The sequence below is a fragment of the Domibacillus sp. F004 genome (assembly GCF_057814295.1).
In genome coordinates, this window is sequence record NZ_JBVATB010000006.1 from 20,225 (window position 1) to 38,475 (window position 18,251).

General features: G+C 42.2%; 15 protein-coding genes. All 15 read left to right on the top strand.

Going from position 1 to position 18,251, the window contains the following annotated elements:
• The first annotated feature begins 17 nt into the window (after nucleotides 1-17).
• The 15 genes from purM to ssuC all read left to right on the top strand — a co-directional run bounded on the left by purM (nucleotide 18) and on the right by ssuC (nucleotide 18,240).
• Nucleotides 18-1,043 (top strand): phosphoribosylformylglycinamidine cyclo-ligase, encoded by a 1,026-nt coding sequence (purM, locus tag ACZYRN_RS14545; protein ID WP_488912337.1) that lies wholly within the window; start codon nucleotides 18-20, stop codon nucleotides 1,041-1,043.
• Entirely contained in the window at nucleotides 1,040-1,627 is a 588-nt protein-coding gene (gene purN, locus ACZYRN_RS14550) for a phosphoribosylglycinamide formyltransferase (protein WP_488912338.1), read from the top strand. The genes purM and purN overlap by 4 nt, the downstream gene beginning before the upstream one ends.
• Nucleotides 1,624-3,159: a bifunctional phosphoribosylaminoimidazolecarboxamide formyltransferase/IMP cyclohydrolase gene (purH, locus tag ACZYRN_RS14555; RefSeq protein ID WP_488912339.1), complete on the top strand. Its 1,536-nt coding sequence runs from the start codon at nucleotides 1,624-1,626 to the stop codon at nucleotides 3,157-3,159. The genes purN and purH overlap by 4 nt, the downstream gene beginning before the upstream one ends.
• Before the next feature lie 16 nt (nucleotides 3,160-3,175).
• Entirely contained in the window at nucleotides 3,176-4,444 is a 1,269-nt protein-coding gene (purD, locus tag ACZYRN_RS14560) for a phosphoribosylamine--glycine ligase (protein ID WP_488912340.1), read from the top strand.
• Nucleotides 4,445-4,672: 228 nt separating this feature from the next.
• On the top strand, nucleotides 4,673-6,409 hold the full coding sequence (locus ACZYRN_RS14565; RefSeq protein WP_488912538.1) for an adenine deaminase C-terminal domain-containing protein: 1,737 nt from the start codon (nucleotides 4,673-4,675) through the stop codon (nucleotides 6,407-6,409).
• A gap of 35 nt (nucleotides 6,410-6,444) precedes the next feature.
• Complete coding sequence (locus tag ACZYRN_RS14570; protein WP_488912341.1) at nucleotides 6,445-7,425, top strand: DUF3048 domain-containing protein; 981 nt, start codon at nucleotides 6,445-6,447, stop codon at nucleotides 7,423-7,425.
• A 2-nt stretch (nucleotides 7,426-7,427) separates the two neighbouring features.
• Nucleotides 7,428-7,724 (top strand): YerC/YecD family TrpR-related protein, encoded by a 297-nt coding sequence (locus ACZYRN_RS14575; RefSeq protein WP_026221837.1) that lies wholly within the window; start codon nucleotides 7,428-7,430, stop codon nucleotides 7,722-7,724.
• 152 nt (nucleotides 7,725-7,876) lie between these two features.
• Nucleotides 7,877-8,569, top strand: coding sequence for a heptaprenylglyceryl phosphate synthase (pcrB, locus tag ACZYRN_RS14580; RefSeq protein ID WP_488912342.1), 693 nt, complete (start codon nucleotides 7,877-7,879; stop codon nucleotides 8,567-8,569).
• Between the two features lie 40 nt (nucleotides 8,570-8,609).
• Entirely contained in the window at nucleotides 8,610-10,799 is a 2,190-nt protein-coding gene (gene pcrA / locus ACZYRN_RS14585; RefSeq protein WP_488912343.1) for a DNA helicase PcrA, read from the top strand.
• Between the two features lie 17 nt (nucleotides 10,800-10,816).
• Nucleotides 10,817-12,826, top strand: coding sequence for an NAD-dependent DNA ligase LigA (gene ligA, locus ACZYRN_RS14590; RefSeq protein WP_488912344.1), 2,010 nt, complete (start codon nucleotides 10,817-10,819; stop codon nucleotides 12,824-12,826).
• 12 nt (nucleotides 12,827-12,838) lie between these two features.
• Nucleotides 12,839-14,008, top strand: a complete 1,170-nt coding sequence (locus tag ACZYRN_RS14595) for a CamS family sex pheromone protein (RefSeq protein ID WP_488912345.1) — start codon at nucleotides 12,839-12,841, stop codon at nucleotides 14,006-14,008.
• A gap of 121 nt (nucleotides 14,009-14,129) precedes the next feature.
• Nucleotides 14,130-14,939, top strand: coding sequence for a zinc transporter ZupT (zupT, locus tag ACZYRN_RS14600; protein WP_488912346.1), 810 nt, complete (start codon nucleotides 14,130-14,132; stop codon nucleotides 14,937-14,939).
• A gap of 354 nt (nucleotides 14,940-15,293) precedes the next feature.
• The gene (locus ACZYRN_RS14605; protein WP_488912347.1) at nucleotides 15,294-16,277 is read left to right on the top strand and encodes a sulfonate ABC transporter substrate-binding protein; all 984 of its coding nucleotides are present in this window, start codon (nucleotides 15,294-15,296) and stop codon (nucleotides 16,275-16,277) included.
• A gap of 44 nt (nucleotides 16,278-16,321) precedes the next feature.
• The gene (gene ssuD, locus ACZYRN_RS14610; RefSeq protein WP_488912348.1) at nucleotides 16,322-17,476 is read left to right on the top strand and encodes an FMNH2-dependent alkanesulfonate monooxygenase; all 1,155 of its coding nucleotides are present in this window, start codon (nucleotides 16,322-16,324) and stop codon (nucleotides 17,474-17,476) included.
• Between the two features lie 5 nt (nucleotides 17,477-17,481).
• The gene (ssuC, locus tag ACZYRN_RS14615) at nucleotides 17,482-18,240 is read left to right on the top strand and encodes an aliphatic sulfonate ABC transporter permease SsuC (RefSeq protein ID WP_488912349.1); all 759 of its coding nucleotides are present in this window, start codon (nucleotides 17,482-17,484) and stop codon (nucleotides 18,238-18,240) included.
• Nucleotides 18,241-18,251 lie beyond the last annotated feature (11 nt).

The following is an 18,251-nucleotide window of genomic DNA, read 5'->3' on the forward strand; positions in this document are numbered from 1 at the left end:
AATAAGGAGGAACAAAAATGGCAAAGTCGTATGAAGCAGCAGGCGTGAACATTGAGGCCGGATACGAAGCGGTAGAACGGATGAAAAAACATGTGGAACGTACGAAACGAGCCGGCGTCATGGGCGCGCTCGGCAGTTTCGGCGGCATGTTTGACCTGTCCTCTTTAAATTTAAAAGAGCCCGTTCTCGTTTCGGGAACAGATGGGGTTGGCACAAAGCTGAAGCTGGCGTTTATGATGGATAAACATGATACGATTGGCGTGGACTGCGTGGCGATGTGTGTCAACGATGTTGTCGTGCAAGGAGCAGAACCGCTCTTTTTTCTTGATTACATCGCATGTGGAAAAGCAGTGCCGGAAAAAATTGAGCAAATCGTTCAGGGTGTAGCGGATGGCTGTGAGCAGGCCGGTTGTGCGCTTATCGGTGGAGAAACAGCAGAAATGCCCGGACTTTATGAAGAAGAAGAATATGATATGGCTGGCTTTACAGTCGGTGCTGTTGAAAAGAGCAAAGTAATTACTGGTGAAGATGTAAAAGAGGGCGACGTTTTAATAGGTCTTGCATCAAGTGGTATTCACAGTAACGGCTACTCACTCGTGCGCAAAATCTTCTTCGAAAAGCATAACCTCGCCGTTGACGCAAAAGTAGATGGTTTGTCTGTTCCACTTGGAGAAGCATTAATTGAACCGACACGCATTTACGTAAAGCCTGTTCTTTCTGTATTAAAAGAGGCAAAAGTAAACGGCATGGCACACATTACGGGCGGCGGATTTGTCGAGAATATTCCGCGTGCGTTACCGGATGGACTTGGAGCATCAATCGAAGCAGGTTCATGGCCAGTTCCGGATATCTTCAACGTTCTTGAAACGTATGGAGAGCTTGACCGAGAGGAAATGTACAACATTTTCAACATGGGTATTGGTTTCGTCTTAATTGTGTCGCAGGAAGAAGAAGCAAAGGTAAAATCATTGCTTCATGCAGCTGGTGAAACGGCGTACACAATCGGACGTGTGACGAGTGGCGAAGGAGTTACAGTTCAATGAAGAAAATAGCGTTATTTGCTTCCGGAAGCGGCAGTAACGTGCAAGCGATCGCAGAAGCGGTACAAGCAGGCTCTGTACCGGCTGAAATCGTCTTACTTGTCTGTGATAAACCAGAGGCATTCGTGGTAGAGCGAGCTGAAAAATTAGGCATTCCAACATTTTCTTTTCGGCCGAGAGAGTATGAGTCAAAAGAATCATTTGAAACAGACATCGTTTCCCGTCTCCGCGCCGCGGAGGCGGAGTATGTCTTTTTAGCTGGCTATATGCGGCTTATTGGTCCAACGTTACTCGAAGCGTATCGAAACAGAATCATCAATATACATCCATCCTTGCTGCCGGCTTTTCCAGGTAAAGACGCCATTGGGCAAGCATTTGATGCAGGGGTGAAAATTTCCGGTGTAACCGTTCATTTCGTTGATGAAGGAATGGATACGGGCCCGATTATTGACCAAGAATGTGTTCGGATCGATTCTGGCATGACACGTGAAGATTTGCAAAAAGCGATCCAACAAATAGAGCATAGCCTTTACCCGAACGTTATAAGAAATCTTTTGAATGGAAATAGGAAGGATGACAACGGATGACAAAACGTGCATTGATTAGTGTATCAGATAAAAGCGGTGTAGCAGAATTTGCGAGAGAGATTGCAGCGCTTGGCTACGAAATTGTTTCAACAGGCGGAACGAAGAAAATGCTTTCTGAAGCGGGAGTGCCGGTAAAAGGGGTAACCGATGTAACGGGCTTTCCAGAAATCTTAGAAGGACGTGTGAAAACACTGAATCCTTATATTCATGGAGGCTTGCTTGCGAAACATGGCGAACCCGATCATCAAAAACAGCTAGAAGAGCATAATATTCAGCCGATTGATATCGTCTGTGTCAATCTGTATCCATTCCAGCAAACGATCGCAAAACCGGATGTCACGACTGAAGATGCAATTGAAAACATTGACATCGGCGGTCCAGCGATGCTGCGCGCGTCTGCAAAAAACCATGAATACGTAACGGTGATCGTCGATTCCAGTGACTACAATGAAGTACTTGCTGAACTGAAAGGCGACGGGAAAACAACGCTTGAAACACGACGTAAGCTAGCAGCGAAAGTATTCCGTCACACAGCTGCATATGATGCGATGATCGCAGGCTTTATGACCGATCTTGCAGGGGTTGAAAATCCGGAAAAATTAACGGTTACATATGAGTTAAAACAATCACTTCGCTACGGAGAAAATCCGCATCAACAAGCGGCGTTTTATGCACAGCCACTAGGTTCTTCTTTCTCTGTTGCCCGTGCAGAACAGCTTCACGGCAAAGAGCTTTCTTATAACAATATTCGGGATACCGATGCAGCGCTTCAAATCGTCAAAGAATTTACTGAGCCGGCAGCAGTTGCCGTAAAACATATGAACCCATGCGGTGTCGGAGCAGGTGCGACAATTGAAGAAGCATATTCACGCGCATATGAAGCAGATCCGACGTCCATTTTTGGTGGTATTGTGGCGCTTAACCGTCCTGTTTCAAAAGAGCTTGCTGAAAAACTGCATGAAATTTTCCTTGAAATTATCATCGCACCTTCATTTGATCCAGAAGCAATCGAAATTTTATCGAAAAAGAAAAATATTCGTCTCTTAACGCTTGATTTTGCGAATGGGAAAAAAGGGGAGAAAGTGCTCACGTCTGTTGAAGGCGGTCTTCTTTCTCAAGACCTTGACGAATTGTCCCTTGCAGATGCAGATGTAAAAGTGGCAACGAAGCGTGAGCCGACAGAAGAAGAGTGGACAGCACTTAAACTTGGCTGGAAAGTCGTGAAACACGTGAAATCAAACGCGATTGTTGTCACAGATGATAAAATGACACTTGGTGTTGGCGCTGGTCAAATGAACCGTGTCGGCGCTGCAAAAATTGCACTTGAACAAGCAGGTGAAAAAGCAAAAGGTGCTGCTCTTGCATCAGACGCATTCTTCCCGATGGATGATACAGTCGAAGCAGCAGCAAAAGCCGGCATTACGGCGATCATTCAGCCAGGCGGATCGATTAAAGATGAGGATTCAATTAAAAAAGCAGATGAATATGGCATTGCGATGGTCTTAACGGGCATCAGACATTTTAAACATTAATAGGGGGACACTTTACATGAACGTACTCGTAGTCGGACGGGGCGGACGGGAGCATGCAATCTGTAAAAAGGCTGCGGAAAGCCCGCTGGTTGAGAATGTATTTTGTGCGCCAGGAAACGCCGGGATTAGCCGCGATGCGCACATTGTTAATATTGATGAAATGAACTTTAAAGATATTGCGTCTTTTGCGAAAGAACAAAAAGTGGGCCTTGTGATCGTTGGTCCGGAAAATCCGCTTGAAGCGGGAATTACTGATTACTTGAAAAAAGAAGGCTTAAATGTATTTGGTCCGAATCAAAATGCCGCTATTTTAGAAGGAAGCAAATCGTTTTCTAAAATGATGATGGAAAAGTACAACATTCCAACAGCCCGTTATCAGTCTTTTGAAGACTATGATGCAGCGAAAGCGTACATTGAGCAAGAGGGTGCCCCAATTGTATTAAAAGCAGACGGTCTTGCTGCAGGTAAAGGCGTGACAGTAGCAATGACGCTCGACGAAGCACTTACAGCTCTTGAAGACATGATGCTTGATAAAAAATTTGGCGATGCATCTGCACGTGTCGTCGTTGAGCAGTATTTGCAAGGAGAAGAATATTCACTGATGGCTTTTGTTCATGGCGAAAATGTCTATCCAATGGAAGCTGCGCAAGATCATAAGCGTGCGTTCGATAATGATGAAGGTCCTAACACAGGCGGCATGGGTGCTTATTCACCAGTACCGCATATTTCGCAGGCCATTAACGAACAATCGGTTGAAGAAATTATTCGTCCAATCGCAAAAGGCATGGTTCAGGAAGGGCGTTCTTTTACAGGCATCATTTTTGCTGGTCTTATGCTGACTGAAGAGGGACCAAAAACAATTGAATTTAACGCTCGTTTTGGAGATCCAGAAACGCAGGTTGTATTGCCTCGGCTTGAAAATGATTTGATACAGGTTATGCTTGATGTATTGGACGGAAAAGATCCTGATCTATCATGGAAAGACGAATCTGTTTTAGGTATTGTTCTTGCTGCCAAAGGTTATCCAGAAGCATACGAAAAAGGCAATGAAGTGAAAGGACTTGATCACATTGAGTCTGCATCCGTTGTTCACGCGGGCACTTACACAGAAGAGGACGGCATTATCCGTGCAAATGGCGGACGTGTCCTGCTCGTGACAGGAAACGGAGCACACCCGACTGAAGCACAGAAAAAGGCGTATGAGAAAATGAAAAACATCGATACGGAAAATTTCTTTTATCGCAGTGATATCGGAAGCCGTGCTATTTCAAAAGCTGGATTATAAAAAGAGGAACTGTCTCAATTGAGGCAGTTTTTTTACATATAATAGGAATATTTAAATGGATATTTACATAAATTGTCCCGATTAAAAGTTATATGCAATTTTCTTGCCAAAGTGTCAAAGTTTCTTCACAATTTTACTTTTTCTTTCGTGCGCTAATGGATGATATATGATAAGATGATGGCAATCACACGCTTTGAAAGCGATGTCATTTTGAGAGGAAAGATTGTCATGTCTGATTTAAAACATAGATGGAAAAATAAACAGCTGCGTGAACAGATCGCCGTTCTTGATCTTAAAAAAGCACCAACACTTGTTTTGCAAAATGCTCGTTACTTGCATTCAACGTTAAAACGATGGATGGTTGGTAATATTTGGATATATAAAAACCGTATTGTGTATATCGGTGATGAAATGCCGGTGTCAGCTGATGAAATTTTCGACTGTACTGGAAAAACGATTGTGCCAGGGTATATAGAACCGCATGTACATCCTTTTATGCTATATAATCCGAAGACGTTTGCTGAATATGCTGCCAAACGCGGAACGACGACACTTATCAATGATAACTTAATGATGCTTTTGACACTCGAAGAAAAGAAAGCGTTTTCTTTGGTTGACGAATTAAACCGGATGCCGGTATCAATGTATTGGTGGTGCCGTTATGATGCACAGACAGAGCCTGATAATGAAGATGATATTTTTGCAAATGGCGTGATTAATTCGTGGCTTGAACATGATAGTGTCATTCAAGGCGGCGAATTAACAGGATGGCCAAAACTTTTAGACGGCGATGATATGATGCTGTACTGGATGCAGGAAACGAAAGGAATGAAAAAACGGATCGAAGGCCATTTCCCAGGTGCTTCTGAAAAAACATTGACGAAAATGACGCTATTTGGTGCAGACGGCGACCATGAGTCGATGAGTGGGGAAGATGTACGTAAGCGGCTTATGAATGGGATGATGGTGACGCTACGTCATTCATCGATTCGTCCAGATCTTGAAAAGTTGTTGACGGAAATGAAGGAAATGAATCTTGATCAATATGATATGATGATGTTCACAACAGATGGATCGTCACCTTCTTTTTATGAAGATGGAATTATTGATAAAATGATCAAAATCGCCATCGACTACGGGGTACCGCCAATTGATGCCTATCATATAGCGTCTTATAATGCGGCCCGCTATTACCGGATGGAGCATGTGCATGGCATGATTGCGCCAGGGCGAGTGGCGAGTGTCAATATTTTAACAGATGAATTTCATCCGGATCCAGAAGCGGTTTTGTCAAATGGAATCTGGGTCAAAAAAAGCGGAATAGATACATCTCCATTTCCTGATATTCAATGGCAGCAGTTTGGGCATACAAAAATGCGTTTTAATTGGGAATTGAATGAGGATGATTTGCAGTTTTCAATGCCATTCGGAATTGAAATGATCAATAATGTGATTACGAAACCGTGCCATGTAGTGAAAGATGTGGTAGGCGAGAATTTCTATATGGAAGAAAATCAAAATTATCTGGTGCTGCTTGACTATGAAGGTAAATGGCGTGTAAACACAACGATTAAAGGCTTTGCAACAAATGTGCAGGGATTTGCATCTTCGTTTTCAAGTACTGAGGACATTGTTTTAATTGGAACGGTAAAAGAGGAGATGCAACGGGCGTTTGAACGGATGCAGGAGATGGGCGGAGGCATTGTACTTGCAGAAAATGGAGAAATTATTCATGAAATCCCTCTGCCATTGTCCGGTATTATGTCTGATCAGCCATTTGAGACCGTTGTTGAGCAAGAACTGAAATTGAAAGAATTGTTGTCAGAGCGCGGCTACCAATTTAATGATCCGCTTTATACATTATTATTTTTAACGTCGACTCATCTTCCATATATTCGGATTACATCGCAGGGCATGTATGACGTTATGAAAAAAACGATACTCTTTCCAACAATAATGCGTTAAAATGGTAAAGTGAAAACTGTTTTTGGAGTGTCGATATGAAAAAAAAATGGATTGTATGGGCAGCTGTATCTATGTTAATTAGCGGATGTGCGAATTCGCAGTCTGCCAATAAGAGTGAACGAAATGAAATAAATCCCCTTACTGGTATAGAAACGTTAGATACGAATCGGCGGGCGGTAGCAGTCGTCATCAGTAATTCTACAGAAGCTCGTCCGCAGACTTCGCTAGAAGATGCGGATATTGTATATGAAATGCTGGCGGAAGGCAATGTTTCCCGATTTCTGGCCATTTATCAGAGTGAGTATCCTGAATTTGCTGGCCCAGTTCGCAGTGCACGTGATTATTTTGTCGAAATTGCTATGGGCTACGATGCACTATTTTTAGCGCATGGGTATAGCCCTGAAGCGAAAGAAATGCTGTTTGACGGGAAAGTGGATCAATTAAACGGTATTCAGCATGATGGCGCTGTATTTAAACGTGATGGATCTAGACGGGCGCCTCATAATTCATATGTATATTTCGACGAAGCCGTCGAGCTAGCAAAAGAGAAAGAATATAATATGGATTCATCGCCAGCACAACTGTCTTTTTTGACAAAAAAGGAAGAAGAATTATTGACTGGGGAGCCTGCTTTAAACATTGTGGTCCATTCATCAAATAACGAATCATATGATGCTGCATATGAGTATGATAAAGAATCGGGATTGTACCACCGTACAATAGGTGGTTTAGAGGTAAGTGCCGATAATATTTTTGTCATTGAAGCAGATCATCGCGTCGTTGATGCAGCGGGTCGGCTTGACATTAATCTTACCTCTGGCGGAGATGCCTTTTTAATTCAAAAAGGCATCAAGAAGATGGTCAAGTGGCAAAACAAAAATGGACGGATTGTGCCGTATAAAGAAAGCGGTGCGGCTTTTAAGAAAGGAAAAACATGGATTCATGTTGTATCTGCCTCAAGAGGGCTGAATAGAGTAGTTGATGTGGAAAATGAAGGTGAAGGGAATGGAAGTTGATTATGCAGATAGATAAACTGCGTGGAAAAGCGCTCGATCAGCTGTTTCAAGCGGTTCTCTCGCTTCGTGATATGGAAGAATGTTATCGCTTTTTTGACGATTTGTGCACAGTGAATGAAATTCAATCGCTTGCACAGCGTTTAGAAGTAGCGCGTATGCTTCAAGAAGGAAGAACGTATCATAAAATCGAAACTGAAACCGGCGCCTCAACGGCTACCATTTCACGTGTGAAACGCTGTCTGAACTATGGCAACGACGGATATGAATTCGTGTTAAAACGTGTTCATGAAAAAGAATAATGACAAAGCTGTCTCTTTTCGGAGAGACAGCTTTTTTATAGATAAAAAAAGGAAAGAATGTTCACGAGAAATGAGATCTACTTACGAAGGCGAACTCTGCTTTTCGATGTTATAATATTAAGTTGTAACTGAATGATTGGAGGTTTCTATACATGTATAATGTTCATGAATGGCGGCATGTATTTAAATTAGACCCGAATAAAGAAATTGATGATGGGTTGCTTGAACGCGTATGCGAGTCTGGAACTGATGCAGTGGTTATCGGTGGTTCGGACGGCGTGACACTTGAAAATGTACTTGATTTAATGATGCGTGTGCGTCGTTATCCGGTGCCTTGTATACTGGAAGTATCTTCAATTGAGATGGTGACGCCAGGCTTTGATTTATACTTTATCCCAACTGTCTTAAATAGTACGGATGCAAACTGGATTACGGGGCTTCATCATGAAGCGATGAAGGAATACGGGGAATTGATGAATCCAGAGGAACTTGTTGTTGAAGGCTATTGTATTGCCAATCTAGAGAGCAAAGCAGCAAAATTAACAGGAGTTGAAAAAAAACCGGATGTAGAAGATGTTGCTGCGTATGCTCGCATGGCGGGACATTTATTGAAACTGCCGGTGTTTTATCTTGAATATAGCGGCACGTATGGTGATATGGCAGCTGTTCAAAAGGCGGCGGATATTTTGGACGATTCGGACACGACATTTATATATGGAGGGGGAATCCAAACGGCGGAGCAGGCGAAAGAAGTCGGACAATATGCTGATATCATCGTCGTTGGCAATGCCGTTTATGATTTTCCGGAAGAATCATTAAAAACCGTCACAGCAGTCAAAATATAATATATAATAAAGAACTAATGTTCTGAATGGTGGTGGCAGTATGCAGTTTTTAACTGATCGATTATTAAAAGGTTTAAACCGAGAGCAGCAGGAAGCCGTTAAAGCGACAGAAGGTCCGCTTTTAATTATGGCGGGTGCAGGTTCAGGTAAAACACGCGTCCTGACACATAGGATTGCGTACTTAATTGTAGAAAAAGAAGTAAATCCCTATAATATTCTCGCGCTTACGTTTACGAATAAGGCCGCGCGTGAAATGAAAGACCGGGTTGGATTGCTGCTCGGCGGTGTGGCAGAAGAAATCTGGATGTCAACGTTCCATTCGATGTGCGTGCGTATTTTGCGCCGTGATATTGATCGGATCGGTTACAGTCGAAATTTTACGATTTTGGATACGGCGGATCAATTATCGGTCTTGAAAAATATTTTAAAAGATCTGAACATTGATCCGAAAAAGTTTGATCCACGTGCTTTGTTAGGGGCAATCAGTTCGTCAAAAAATGTACTTATTGACGCAGATGCTTTTGCGAAACAGCAAGGTGGATATCACGATAAAGTAACGTCCGACGTGTATGCAGAATATGAAAAGCGATTGAAGAAAAACCAGGCGCTTGATTTTGACGATTTAATTATGTTGACGATCCGTCTGTTTGAGCGCGTACCGGAAGTACTCGAATTTTATCAGCGGAAATTTCAATATATTCATGTCGACGAGTATCAAGATACTAATAAGTCCCAGTACACACTTGTGAAATTACTAGCGAGCCGTTTTCAAAATTTATGCGTCGTCGGGGACAGCGATCAATCGATCTATCGCTGGCGCGGTGCGGATATTGAGAATATTTTATCGTTTGAAAAAGACTACCCGCATGCGAAAACTATTTTTCTCGAGCAAAACTATCGTTCAACGAAACGAATTTTGCAGGCAGCGAATGAAGTGATTGAAAACAATTCAAACCGGAAACCGAAGAAGCTCTGGACGGAAAATTCTGATGGCAAAAAAATCGCTTATTTTCGGGCGGACAGTGAGCGAACAGAAGCGGAATTTATTGCTGGAAAAATAAAAGAAATATGTGCAACAGGAAGGAAATTTTCCGAATTTGCAGTGCTGTACCGGACAAATGCCCAGTCGCGTCTCATTGAGGAAACGCTTATGAAGTCGAACATTGATTACACAATCGTCGGCGGCATTAAGTTCTATGACCGAAAAGAGATTAAAGACTTACTTGGGTATTTGCGTCTTATTGCAAATCCGGATGATGATATTAGCCTTTCACGTGTCATTAATGTACCAAAGCGCGGGCTTGGTTCGACGTCGCTTGATAAAGTTGCCCGCTACGCGCAAGAGCATGATATTTCGATGTATAAGGCCCTTTCGGAAGTGGATTTTATTGGGCTTAGCGGAAAAGCGGCAAATGCGGCAGCTGGTTTTCGTGACATTATCAACATTTATACACAGCAGCAAGAGTATTTGTCGGTTTCGGAGCTTGTAGAACAAGTCATTGACCGTACGGGTTACGTGGACATGCTAGCGGCGGAGAAAACGATTGAATCACAGACAAGAATTGAGAACATTGAAGAGTTTTTGTCCGTTACAAAAGCGTTTGAAGAATCAAGCGAAGATAAATCACTTGTCGCCTTTTTAACGGATCTCGCGCTTATTGCGGACATTGACAAGCTCGGAAAAGAAGAAGAATCAGCGGAATCTGTCGTGCTCATGACGCTTCATTCCGCGAAAGGACTCGAGTTTCCGATTGTTTTTTTAATCGGAATGGAAGAAGGCGTTTTCCCGCATAGCCGCTCAATAATGGATGAAGAAGAAATGGAAGAAGAAAGAAGACTGGCATATGTTGGGATTACTAGGGCTGAAAATGAATTGTATATAACGAATGCTGAAATGCGGACATTGTATGGGCGTACCAATATGAATCCGGTATCCCGTTTTATTAGCGAAATTCCGGAAGAGCTGCTTGAATCTGAAAACCCAAAACGGCAGGTGAAAAAACCAGCTGCATTTGGAGAGAAGAGCCGTCCTGTTACGCGTCCGCAAGCGAATGCGGCTGCTCAGCTGAACTGGAAAGTGGGCGATAAAGTGATGCACAAAAAGTGGGGGACAGGCACTGTTGTAGCGGCGAAAGGGAGCGGCGACAGTACAGAACTCGATATTGCATTCCCAAGTCCAACAGGCATTAAACGACTTTTGGCTCAATTTGCACCAATCGAAAAAGCGTAATAGAAAGGATGATGAATATGGATGTAAAAGCAGCTGAACAGCGTGTGAAGGAACTTCATGACACGTTAAATAAATATAGCTACGAGTATTATGTGATCGACAAACCATCCGTTCCTGATTCAGAATATGACCGGCTTTTAAATGAGTTGTCCCATATTGAATCTATATACCCGCAGCTGCAAACACCAGATTCACCGACGCAGCGTGTAGGCGGCGCCGTCCTTGATGCATTTCAGAAAGTGCGTCACGATGTGCCGATGTTAAGCCTTGGCAATGCATTCGACGAAGCTGACTTGCGGGATTTTGATCGGCGCGTCAGCCAGTTGATCGGCGATGCATCCTATTCATATGTATGTGAATTGAAAATTGATGGTCTTGCGGTGGCATTGAAGTATGAGAATGGCTTATTTGTACAAGGAGCGACGCGCGGTGATGGAACAACAGGTGAAGACATTACCGCGAATTTAAAAACGATTCATTCAATCCCGCTCCGTTTGAAAAAGCCGTATACGATAGAAGTGCGCGGTGAAGCGTTTATGCCGAAGCAGTCGTTTATCGCACTTAATTGCATACGGGATGAACGAGGTGAAGAACCATTCGCTAATCCGCGTAACGCAGCGGCAGGTTCACTGCGGCAGCTTGATCCGCGCATTGCAGCCAAACGTAACTTGGACATTTTTCTTTACAGTATTGGAAATCCGGAAGCAATCGGTGCCGAAACGCATAGTGAAGGGCTGAATTTGCTGGATTCGCTTGGATTTAAAACAAATAAAGAACGCCGTGTATGTAAAACGATCGAAGACGTTATTGACTACGTGAAAAGGCAGTCGGAAAAGCGGACGAATCTGTCTTATGAAATTGATGGGATTGTCGTCAAAGTGAATTCACTTAGCCAACAAGACGAGCTCGGTTTTACGGCGAAAAGTCCCCGCTGGGCAATCGCTTATAAATTTCCTGCAGAAGAAGTCGTGACAAAGTTGACGGGTATCACGTTGAGCGTCGGGAGAACAGGTGTTGTGACACCGACTGCGGTTCTGCAGCCGGTACGCGTTGCTGGAACAACAGTTGGACGCGCGTCGCTTCACAATGAAGACTTAATTCGGGAAAAAGACATTCGGATAGGCGATATGGTGGTTGTAAAAAAAGCAGGAGACATTATTCCAGAAGTCGTCAGTGTTTTGCTGGACCGCCGTACAGGAGAAGAAGAGGAATTTCACATGCCGGCTGAATGCCCGGAATGCGGCAGCGAACTTGTCCGGCTGGAAGAAGAGGTGGCTCTTCGTTGTATTAATCCACAATGCCCGGCACAAATTCGGGAAGGGATGAATCATTTTGTTGCGCGGAATGCAATGAATATTGATGGTTTAGGAGAAAAAGTCATTGCCCAGCTTTATCGTGAAAAACTAATTAGGGACGTTGCCGATTTATATTTTCTGCAAAAAGAGGTGCTCATTGAACTTGAACGGATGGGTGAAAAGTCAGCAGAAAATTTGCTGGCAGCGATTGAATTATCAAAACAAAACTCACTTGAACGATTGTTGTTCGGACTGGGCATCCGCCATGTCGGAGCCAAAGCAGCCAAAACGCTCGCGATGGAATTTGGCACAATCGATAAGCTAAAAGAAGCATCTGAAGAAGAATTGACAGCGATACATGAAATCGGCAGCAAAATGGCAGATGCAATCGTTGTGTACTTTGAGCAGCCGGAAGTAGCGAGATTAATTGAAAAGTTAAAGACAGCCGGTGTTAACATGACCTATAATGGACCGATACGGACTCAAGCGGCAGAAGGGGATTCACTTTTTGCAGGAAAGAATATTGTCTTAACAGGGAAACTTGAGCAGCTTACACGAAGTGAAGCGAAAGAGCGTATTGAAGCACTTGGTGGTAATGTTGTAGGGAGTGTCAGTAAAAAAACAGATCTTGTCATCGCTGGTACGGAAGCTGGTTCAAAACTTGAAAAAGCAGAAAAATTCGGTGTAGATGTCTGGAACGAGCAGCAATTAATGGATGAACTTACGAAATAAGAGGTGGCTTTTTTGAAGAAAGAATGGATTCTTATAGCACTGTCCGCTATACTGCTCGTAACAGGGTGTGCGCCGGCTTTGCAAAAAGAAGATGAAGTGAAACAGGAGAATGGTGAAGAGCAGACAGCCGTTATTCCGAGCTATCAAATTTCGGAAAACTTCTACCGTACGATCGTGCCTTTTGAAGAGGGAAAAGCCCGTGGAATGATTGTATCTCATTTAAATACTCGCTATGATATCGATGAATTTGAAACGGGGTTAATGAGGATTGCACAAGAAAACTTTTCACCGGAGACGTATTTCTTTCGAGATGGACAGACGCTTGAAGCGGATGTTATTCGCTCGTGGCTGAGCCGTAAGTATACAGATGCTCAGCTGGCAGAAAAAAAGCTGACGGCGGAAGAGAATTTGGGATTGAATCCGGTTGATAATGAGGAAGGTTCTGTAGAGGAGCGAAATGAACGGGCACCGATCTATTTGGCGCACATTATGGAGCAAAATTATCTAACGAAGAAAGAAGATAATTCATTGCAGTTGGACGGCATTGTGATCGGCCTTGCGCTAAATTCGGTTCACTATTATCAAAAAGAACAATATGGCCCAGAGTATGAATTTACGATTCCAGATGAAACGATTGAAGAGGAAGGAAAGAAAATGGCTGCACAAGTTGCCTCGCGTCTCCGCACAATGGACAAAACGAAAAATGTGCCAGTGACAATTGCTTTATTTCAACAAGCACCGAAAAATTCGGTTACAGCTGGTAATTTTATTGCTTATACACATCTGGATGCAGGCGAAGCAGAAACGAATAACTGGAAAAATATTGATGAAGAATATGTCTTGTTTCCATCGACTGAAGCAGAAGAAACCCACCGGGAAGATGCGACCTATTTTTTGAACTTTAAGCAAGATATGGAGAAGTATTTTAATAACTTTAATGGAGTAATTGGCCGGGCGCTTTACAGCGGAGGGGAATTATCCAGTTTGAAAATTGAAATTCCTATTCAATTTTACGGCAAAGCAGAAGCAATTGGATTTACACAGTTTGTGACAGGGCTTGTCATGGATCATTTCCCTGCATACGTGCCAATTGAAGTAAACATTACATCAATGAACGGAACGGAAGCACTCATTGTCAAAAAAGCTAATGAAGAGGAACCTTACGTTCATATTTATGAATAAGAAAAAACCTGGTTTGGCCATTACCGTCAAATCGGGTTTTTTATTTCATTAGACAAAGAAAATTGCATAAGGGCAATTTTTAAAATACAATAATAGAAAAGAAGATGAAGGGATAGTTTGTATGGACGAGAATGTATTACTGGCTCTAGGCTTAACATTGTTTGCCGGATTGGCAACAGGTATTGGCAGTGCGCTGGCTTTTTTTACATCGCGTACAAACACAAAATTTCTTGCCTGGTCACTTGGGTTTTCAGCAGGTGTCATGATTTACGTATCAATGGTCGAAATTTTTGTAAAAGCAAAAGATGCGTTAGTCGGAGAACATGGAGAATCAACAGGTTACTGGTTGACAGTTATCGGCTTTTTTAGCGGAATGGTTGTTATTGCAATTATTGATCGATTTATTCCATCTGTTGGGAATCCGCATAATGTTAAAACGGTAGAAGAATTCCACGAGGAACCGACACATGATGAGTATGCACGCTTGAAAAAGATGGGTATCTTTACGGCAGCCGCGATTGCGATTCATAATTTTCCAGAAGGGATTGCGACGTTTGCTTCGACCATACAGGACCCAAGCCTTGGTATTGCAATTGCGATTGCAGTAGCGATTCATAATGTCCCTGAAGGCATTGCGGTGGCTGTTCCTCTTTACTTTGCAACAGGCGACCGGAAAAAAGCGTTTAAGTGGTCCTTTTTATCAGGACTGTCTGAACCGATTGGTGCCATCTTTGCGTGGCTCATCTTAATGCCTTATTTAACGGATACGATGTTCGGCATGATATTCGCTGGTGTAGCGGGGATTATGGTGTTCATTTCTCTTGATGAACTGCTGCCGGCCGCGCAAAAATACGATCAGACGCATCTAGCTATTTATGGCGTCGTCTCGGGAATGCTTGTTATGGCGCTAAGTTTGGTGCTCTTTATGTAAAAAAAGAAACATCTCAAAAGCTGAGTATATCGGCAGTTGGGATGTTTTTTATTGCTGAATTGTTAAGGCGATTGGAATAATTCCAGTATAAGCGCTTGTGGCGAGGGCATACGTTAACATTTAAGTTAATTGAAAAATAAAAAGTTAAATACAACTTGACACATAGGAATAATTAGATTATCTTAAATACAACGATATAAACACCAATTTTTTTGCAGTAAATGTACGCACTACACAAATTGTTAAGAGAAAAATTAAATAAAAAGATGCCGATCAGTCAACTGAAGGCCCCAATCTCTAATCAATAGAGGTGTGGGGTCTTTTTTATTTAAAAAATATTTAGGGGGAGAAAAAATGTTAAGTAGGACAAATAAAACGTGGGTATTATTCATATCATTCATTCTTTTACTAGTATTGAGTGCTTGCAACAATGAAACTTCAAAGGAAGAAGCAACCTCGGAAAAAGAAGGCGGGCAAAAAACGATTCAAATCGGTTATCAAAAATTTGGTACGTTGAATTTCTTAAAAGCGCAAAAAACGCTTGAAAAAGAATTAGAGCCAAAAGGGTTCACTGTTACATGGACGGAGTTTCCAGGAGGTCCGCAATTACTTGAAGCATTAAATGTAGGCAGTTTAGAATTTGGTCATACAGGGGAAGCTCCACCGATATTTGCTCAAGCAGCCGATGCCCCATTAATTTATTTCGCAAATGAACCAAAAAATCCAAAAGGAGAGGCTATTATTGTACCAAAAGATTCTCCTATTCAAAGTGTTGCTGATTTAAAAGGGAAAAAAATCGCTTTAAATAAAGGATCAAATGTCCATTACTTGTTGGTAAAAGCGTTAGAAGCAAATGGGCTTAAGTATGAAGATGTTGAGACATCCTTTTTACCTCCATCTGATGCAAGAGCAGCTTTTGAAAAAGGTGTTGTCGACGCTTGGGTGATTTGGGACCCATTTTTAGCAGAAGCTGAACGAAAGACAGGAGCCCGTATCTTAGTGGATGGAACAGATTTAGTGAATAATAGAGAATTCTTTTTAGCATCAAAGGGTTTTGCAGAAGAGAATCCGGAAGTGTTAGACATTATTTATAGTGAAATTGATAAGGCAGAAACGTGGGTATCTGAAAATAAAAAAGAAGCAGCAGAATTTTTAGCTCCCCAAATTGGGATGGATAAGGAAACGCTAGACATCGTGCTTGAGCGAAGAACATACGGAATCGAAAAGATATCGGATGAAGTAATCAATGATCAACAAGCGATTGCGGATCAATTTTATAAACTTCAGTTAATACCTAAAGAAATTAAGACAAGTGATGCAACAGTAGAAACGAATTAATCTGTGTGTCTATCAGAAATTAAACAATTAAAGGAGCGGGGAAAATGAACGTATTTTGGTTTATACCAACACATGGGGATTCACGTTATTTAGGTGTTACTACAGGAGGGAGAGCTGTTAATTTACCGTATTTAAAACAAGTGGCGCAAGCAGTGGATAGTTTAGGCTTTACGGGGGCTTTATTGCCGACAGGAAGGTCTTGCGAAGATGCTTGGGTAGTGGCTTCCTCTTTAATACCGGTGACTTCACGAATGAAATTTCTTGTAGCTGTAAGACCGGGTATTACTTCGCCATCGCAAGCTGCGAGAATGGCTGCCACCTTCGATCGATTATCGAATGGACGATTATTAGTCAATGTCGTGACAGGCGGTGATCCTGTTGAATTAGCAGGGGATGGGTTGCATTATTCTCACCAGGAGAGATATGAGCTGACAGATGAGTTTTTAACAATTTGGAGAGAGTTGTTAGAGACGGGGGAATCAACTCTAAAAGGGAAATATTTAGACGTGCAGGATGCCAAACAATTATATCCGCCTATTCAAAAACCATACCCGCCGCTCTACTTTGGCGGATCTTCAGATATCGGTCATGAAATTGCTGCTGACCATATCGATGTATATTTAACGTGGGGTGAGCCGCCTGCACAAGTGAAAGAAAAAATTGAGAAAGTGAGAGCATTAGCAGCGGAAAGAGGCAGAACGGTTAAATTTGGCATTCGTCTTCATGTTATTGTCCGCGAAACAGAACAAGAAGCTTGGGCTGCTGCCAATGATTTAATTAAGTATGTAGACGACGATTTAATTGCTGCATCGCATAAAGCTTTGTCAAGATATGATTCAGTTGGTCAAAAAAGAATGTCCGAACTCCATAATGGAAGTAAAGAAAATTTAGAAATTAGCCCAAATTTATGGGCAGGTGTTGGTCTTGTTCGAGGGGGTGCTGGGACGGCTCTTGTAGGAGATCCAGAAACGGTAGCAAAACGAATGAAGGAATATGAAGATATCGGTATCGAAACATTTGTTTTATCTGGTTATCCGCATCTGGAGGAGGCTTATCGTGTATCAGAATTGTTATTCCCATATTTAGAATTAGATCAAGAGATAACGGTGGATCGATCTGAGAACCCCAATATTGTCAGCCCGTTTGGAGAAATTGTTGCAAATGGACTTTTACCTAAAAATTTAAAAGCAACGAGGTAACAAAAATGAAATTTAAACGACTTTTACCGTGGATTGTCCCAATTGTTTTGCTTGGATCGTGGCAGTTATTTTCTTCTATTGGATGGCTATCTAATCGAGTGTTACCAAATCCAATTGATATATTCACCGCGGCTGTTGAGTTAACAAAAAGTGGCCAATTAGCAGCGGACGTTTGGATAAGTACACAAAGAGCGTTTTGGGGATTTGTTGTAGGCGGAGGGATCGGTTTTCTACTTGGATTGGCAAACGGTTTATCCAAAACGGCAGAGAGTTTACTTGATTCCTCCATACAAATGATCCGTAATATACCCCATTTAGCTTTAATTCCAATCGTGATTTTATGGTTCGGAATAGAGGAAGAAGCAAAATTATTTTTAGTTGCTTTAGGTACCTTTTTCCCGATTTATTTGAATACGTTTCATGGGATCCGTTCAGTGGATAAATCTTTAATTGAGATGGCGAATGTATATGGGCTAAAAGGCTTCTCTTTATTTTCAAATATTATTTTCCCCGCAGCATTACCATCAATACTCGTTGGTGTGCGCTATGCATTAGGGATTACATGGGTGACGTTAATAGTGGCTGAAACTATTGCATCGAATTCTGGCATTGGCTATATGGCTATGAATGCAAGGGAATTTATGCAATTAGATGTTGTTGTATTAAGTATTATTCTCTATGCTCTGTTAGGAAAAATGTCTGATTTAACAGCAAAATTAGTAGAAAAACGATTTTTAAAATGGCATCCAAGTTATCAAAAATAAAATGGAGGTGA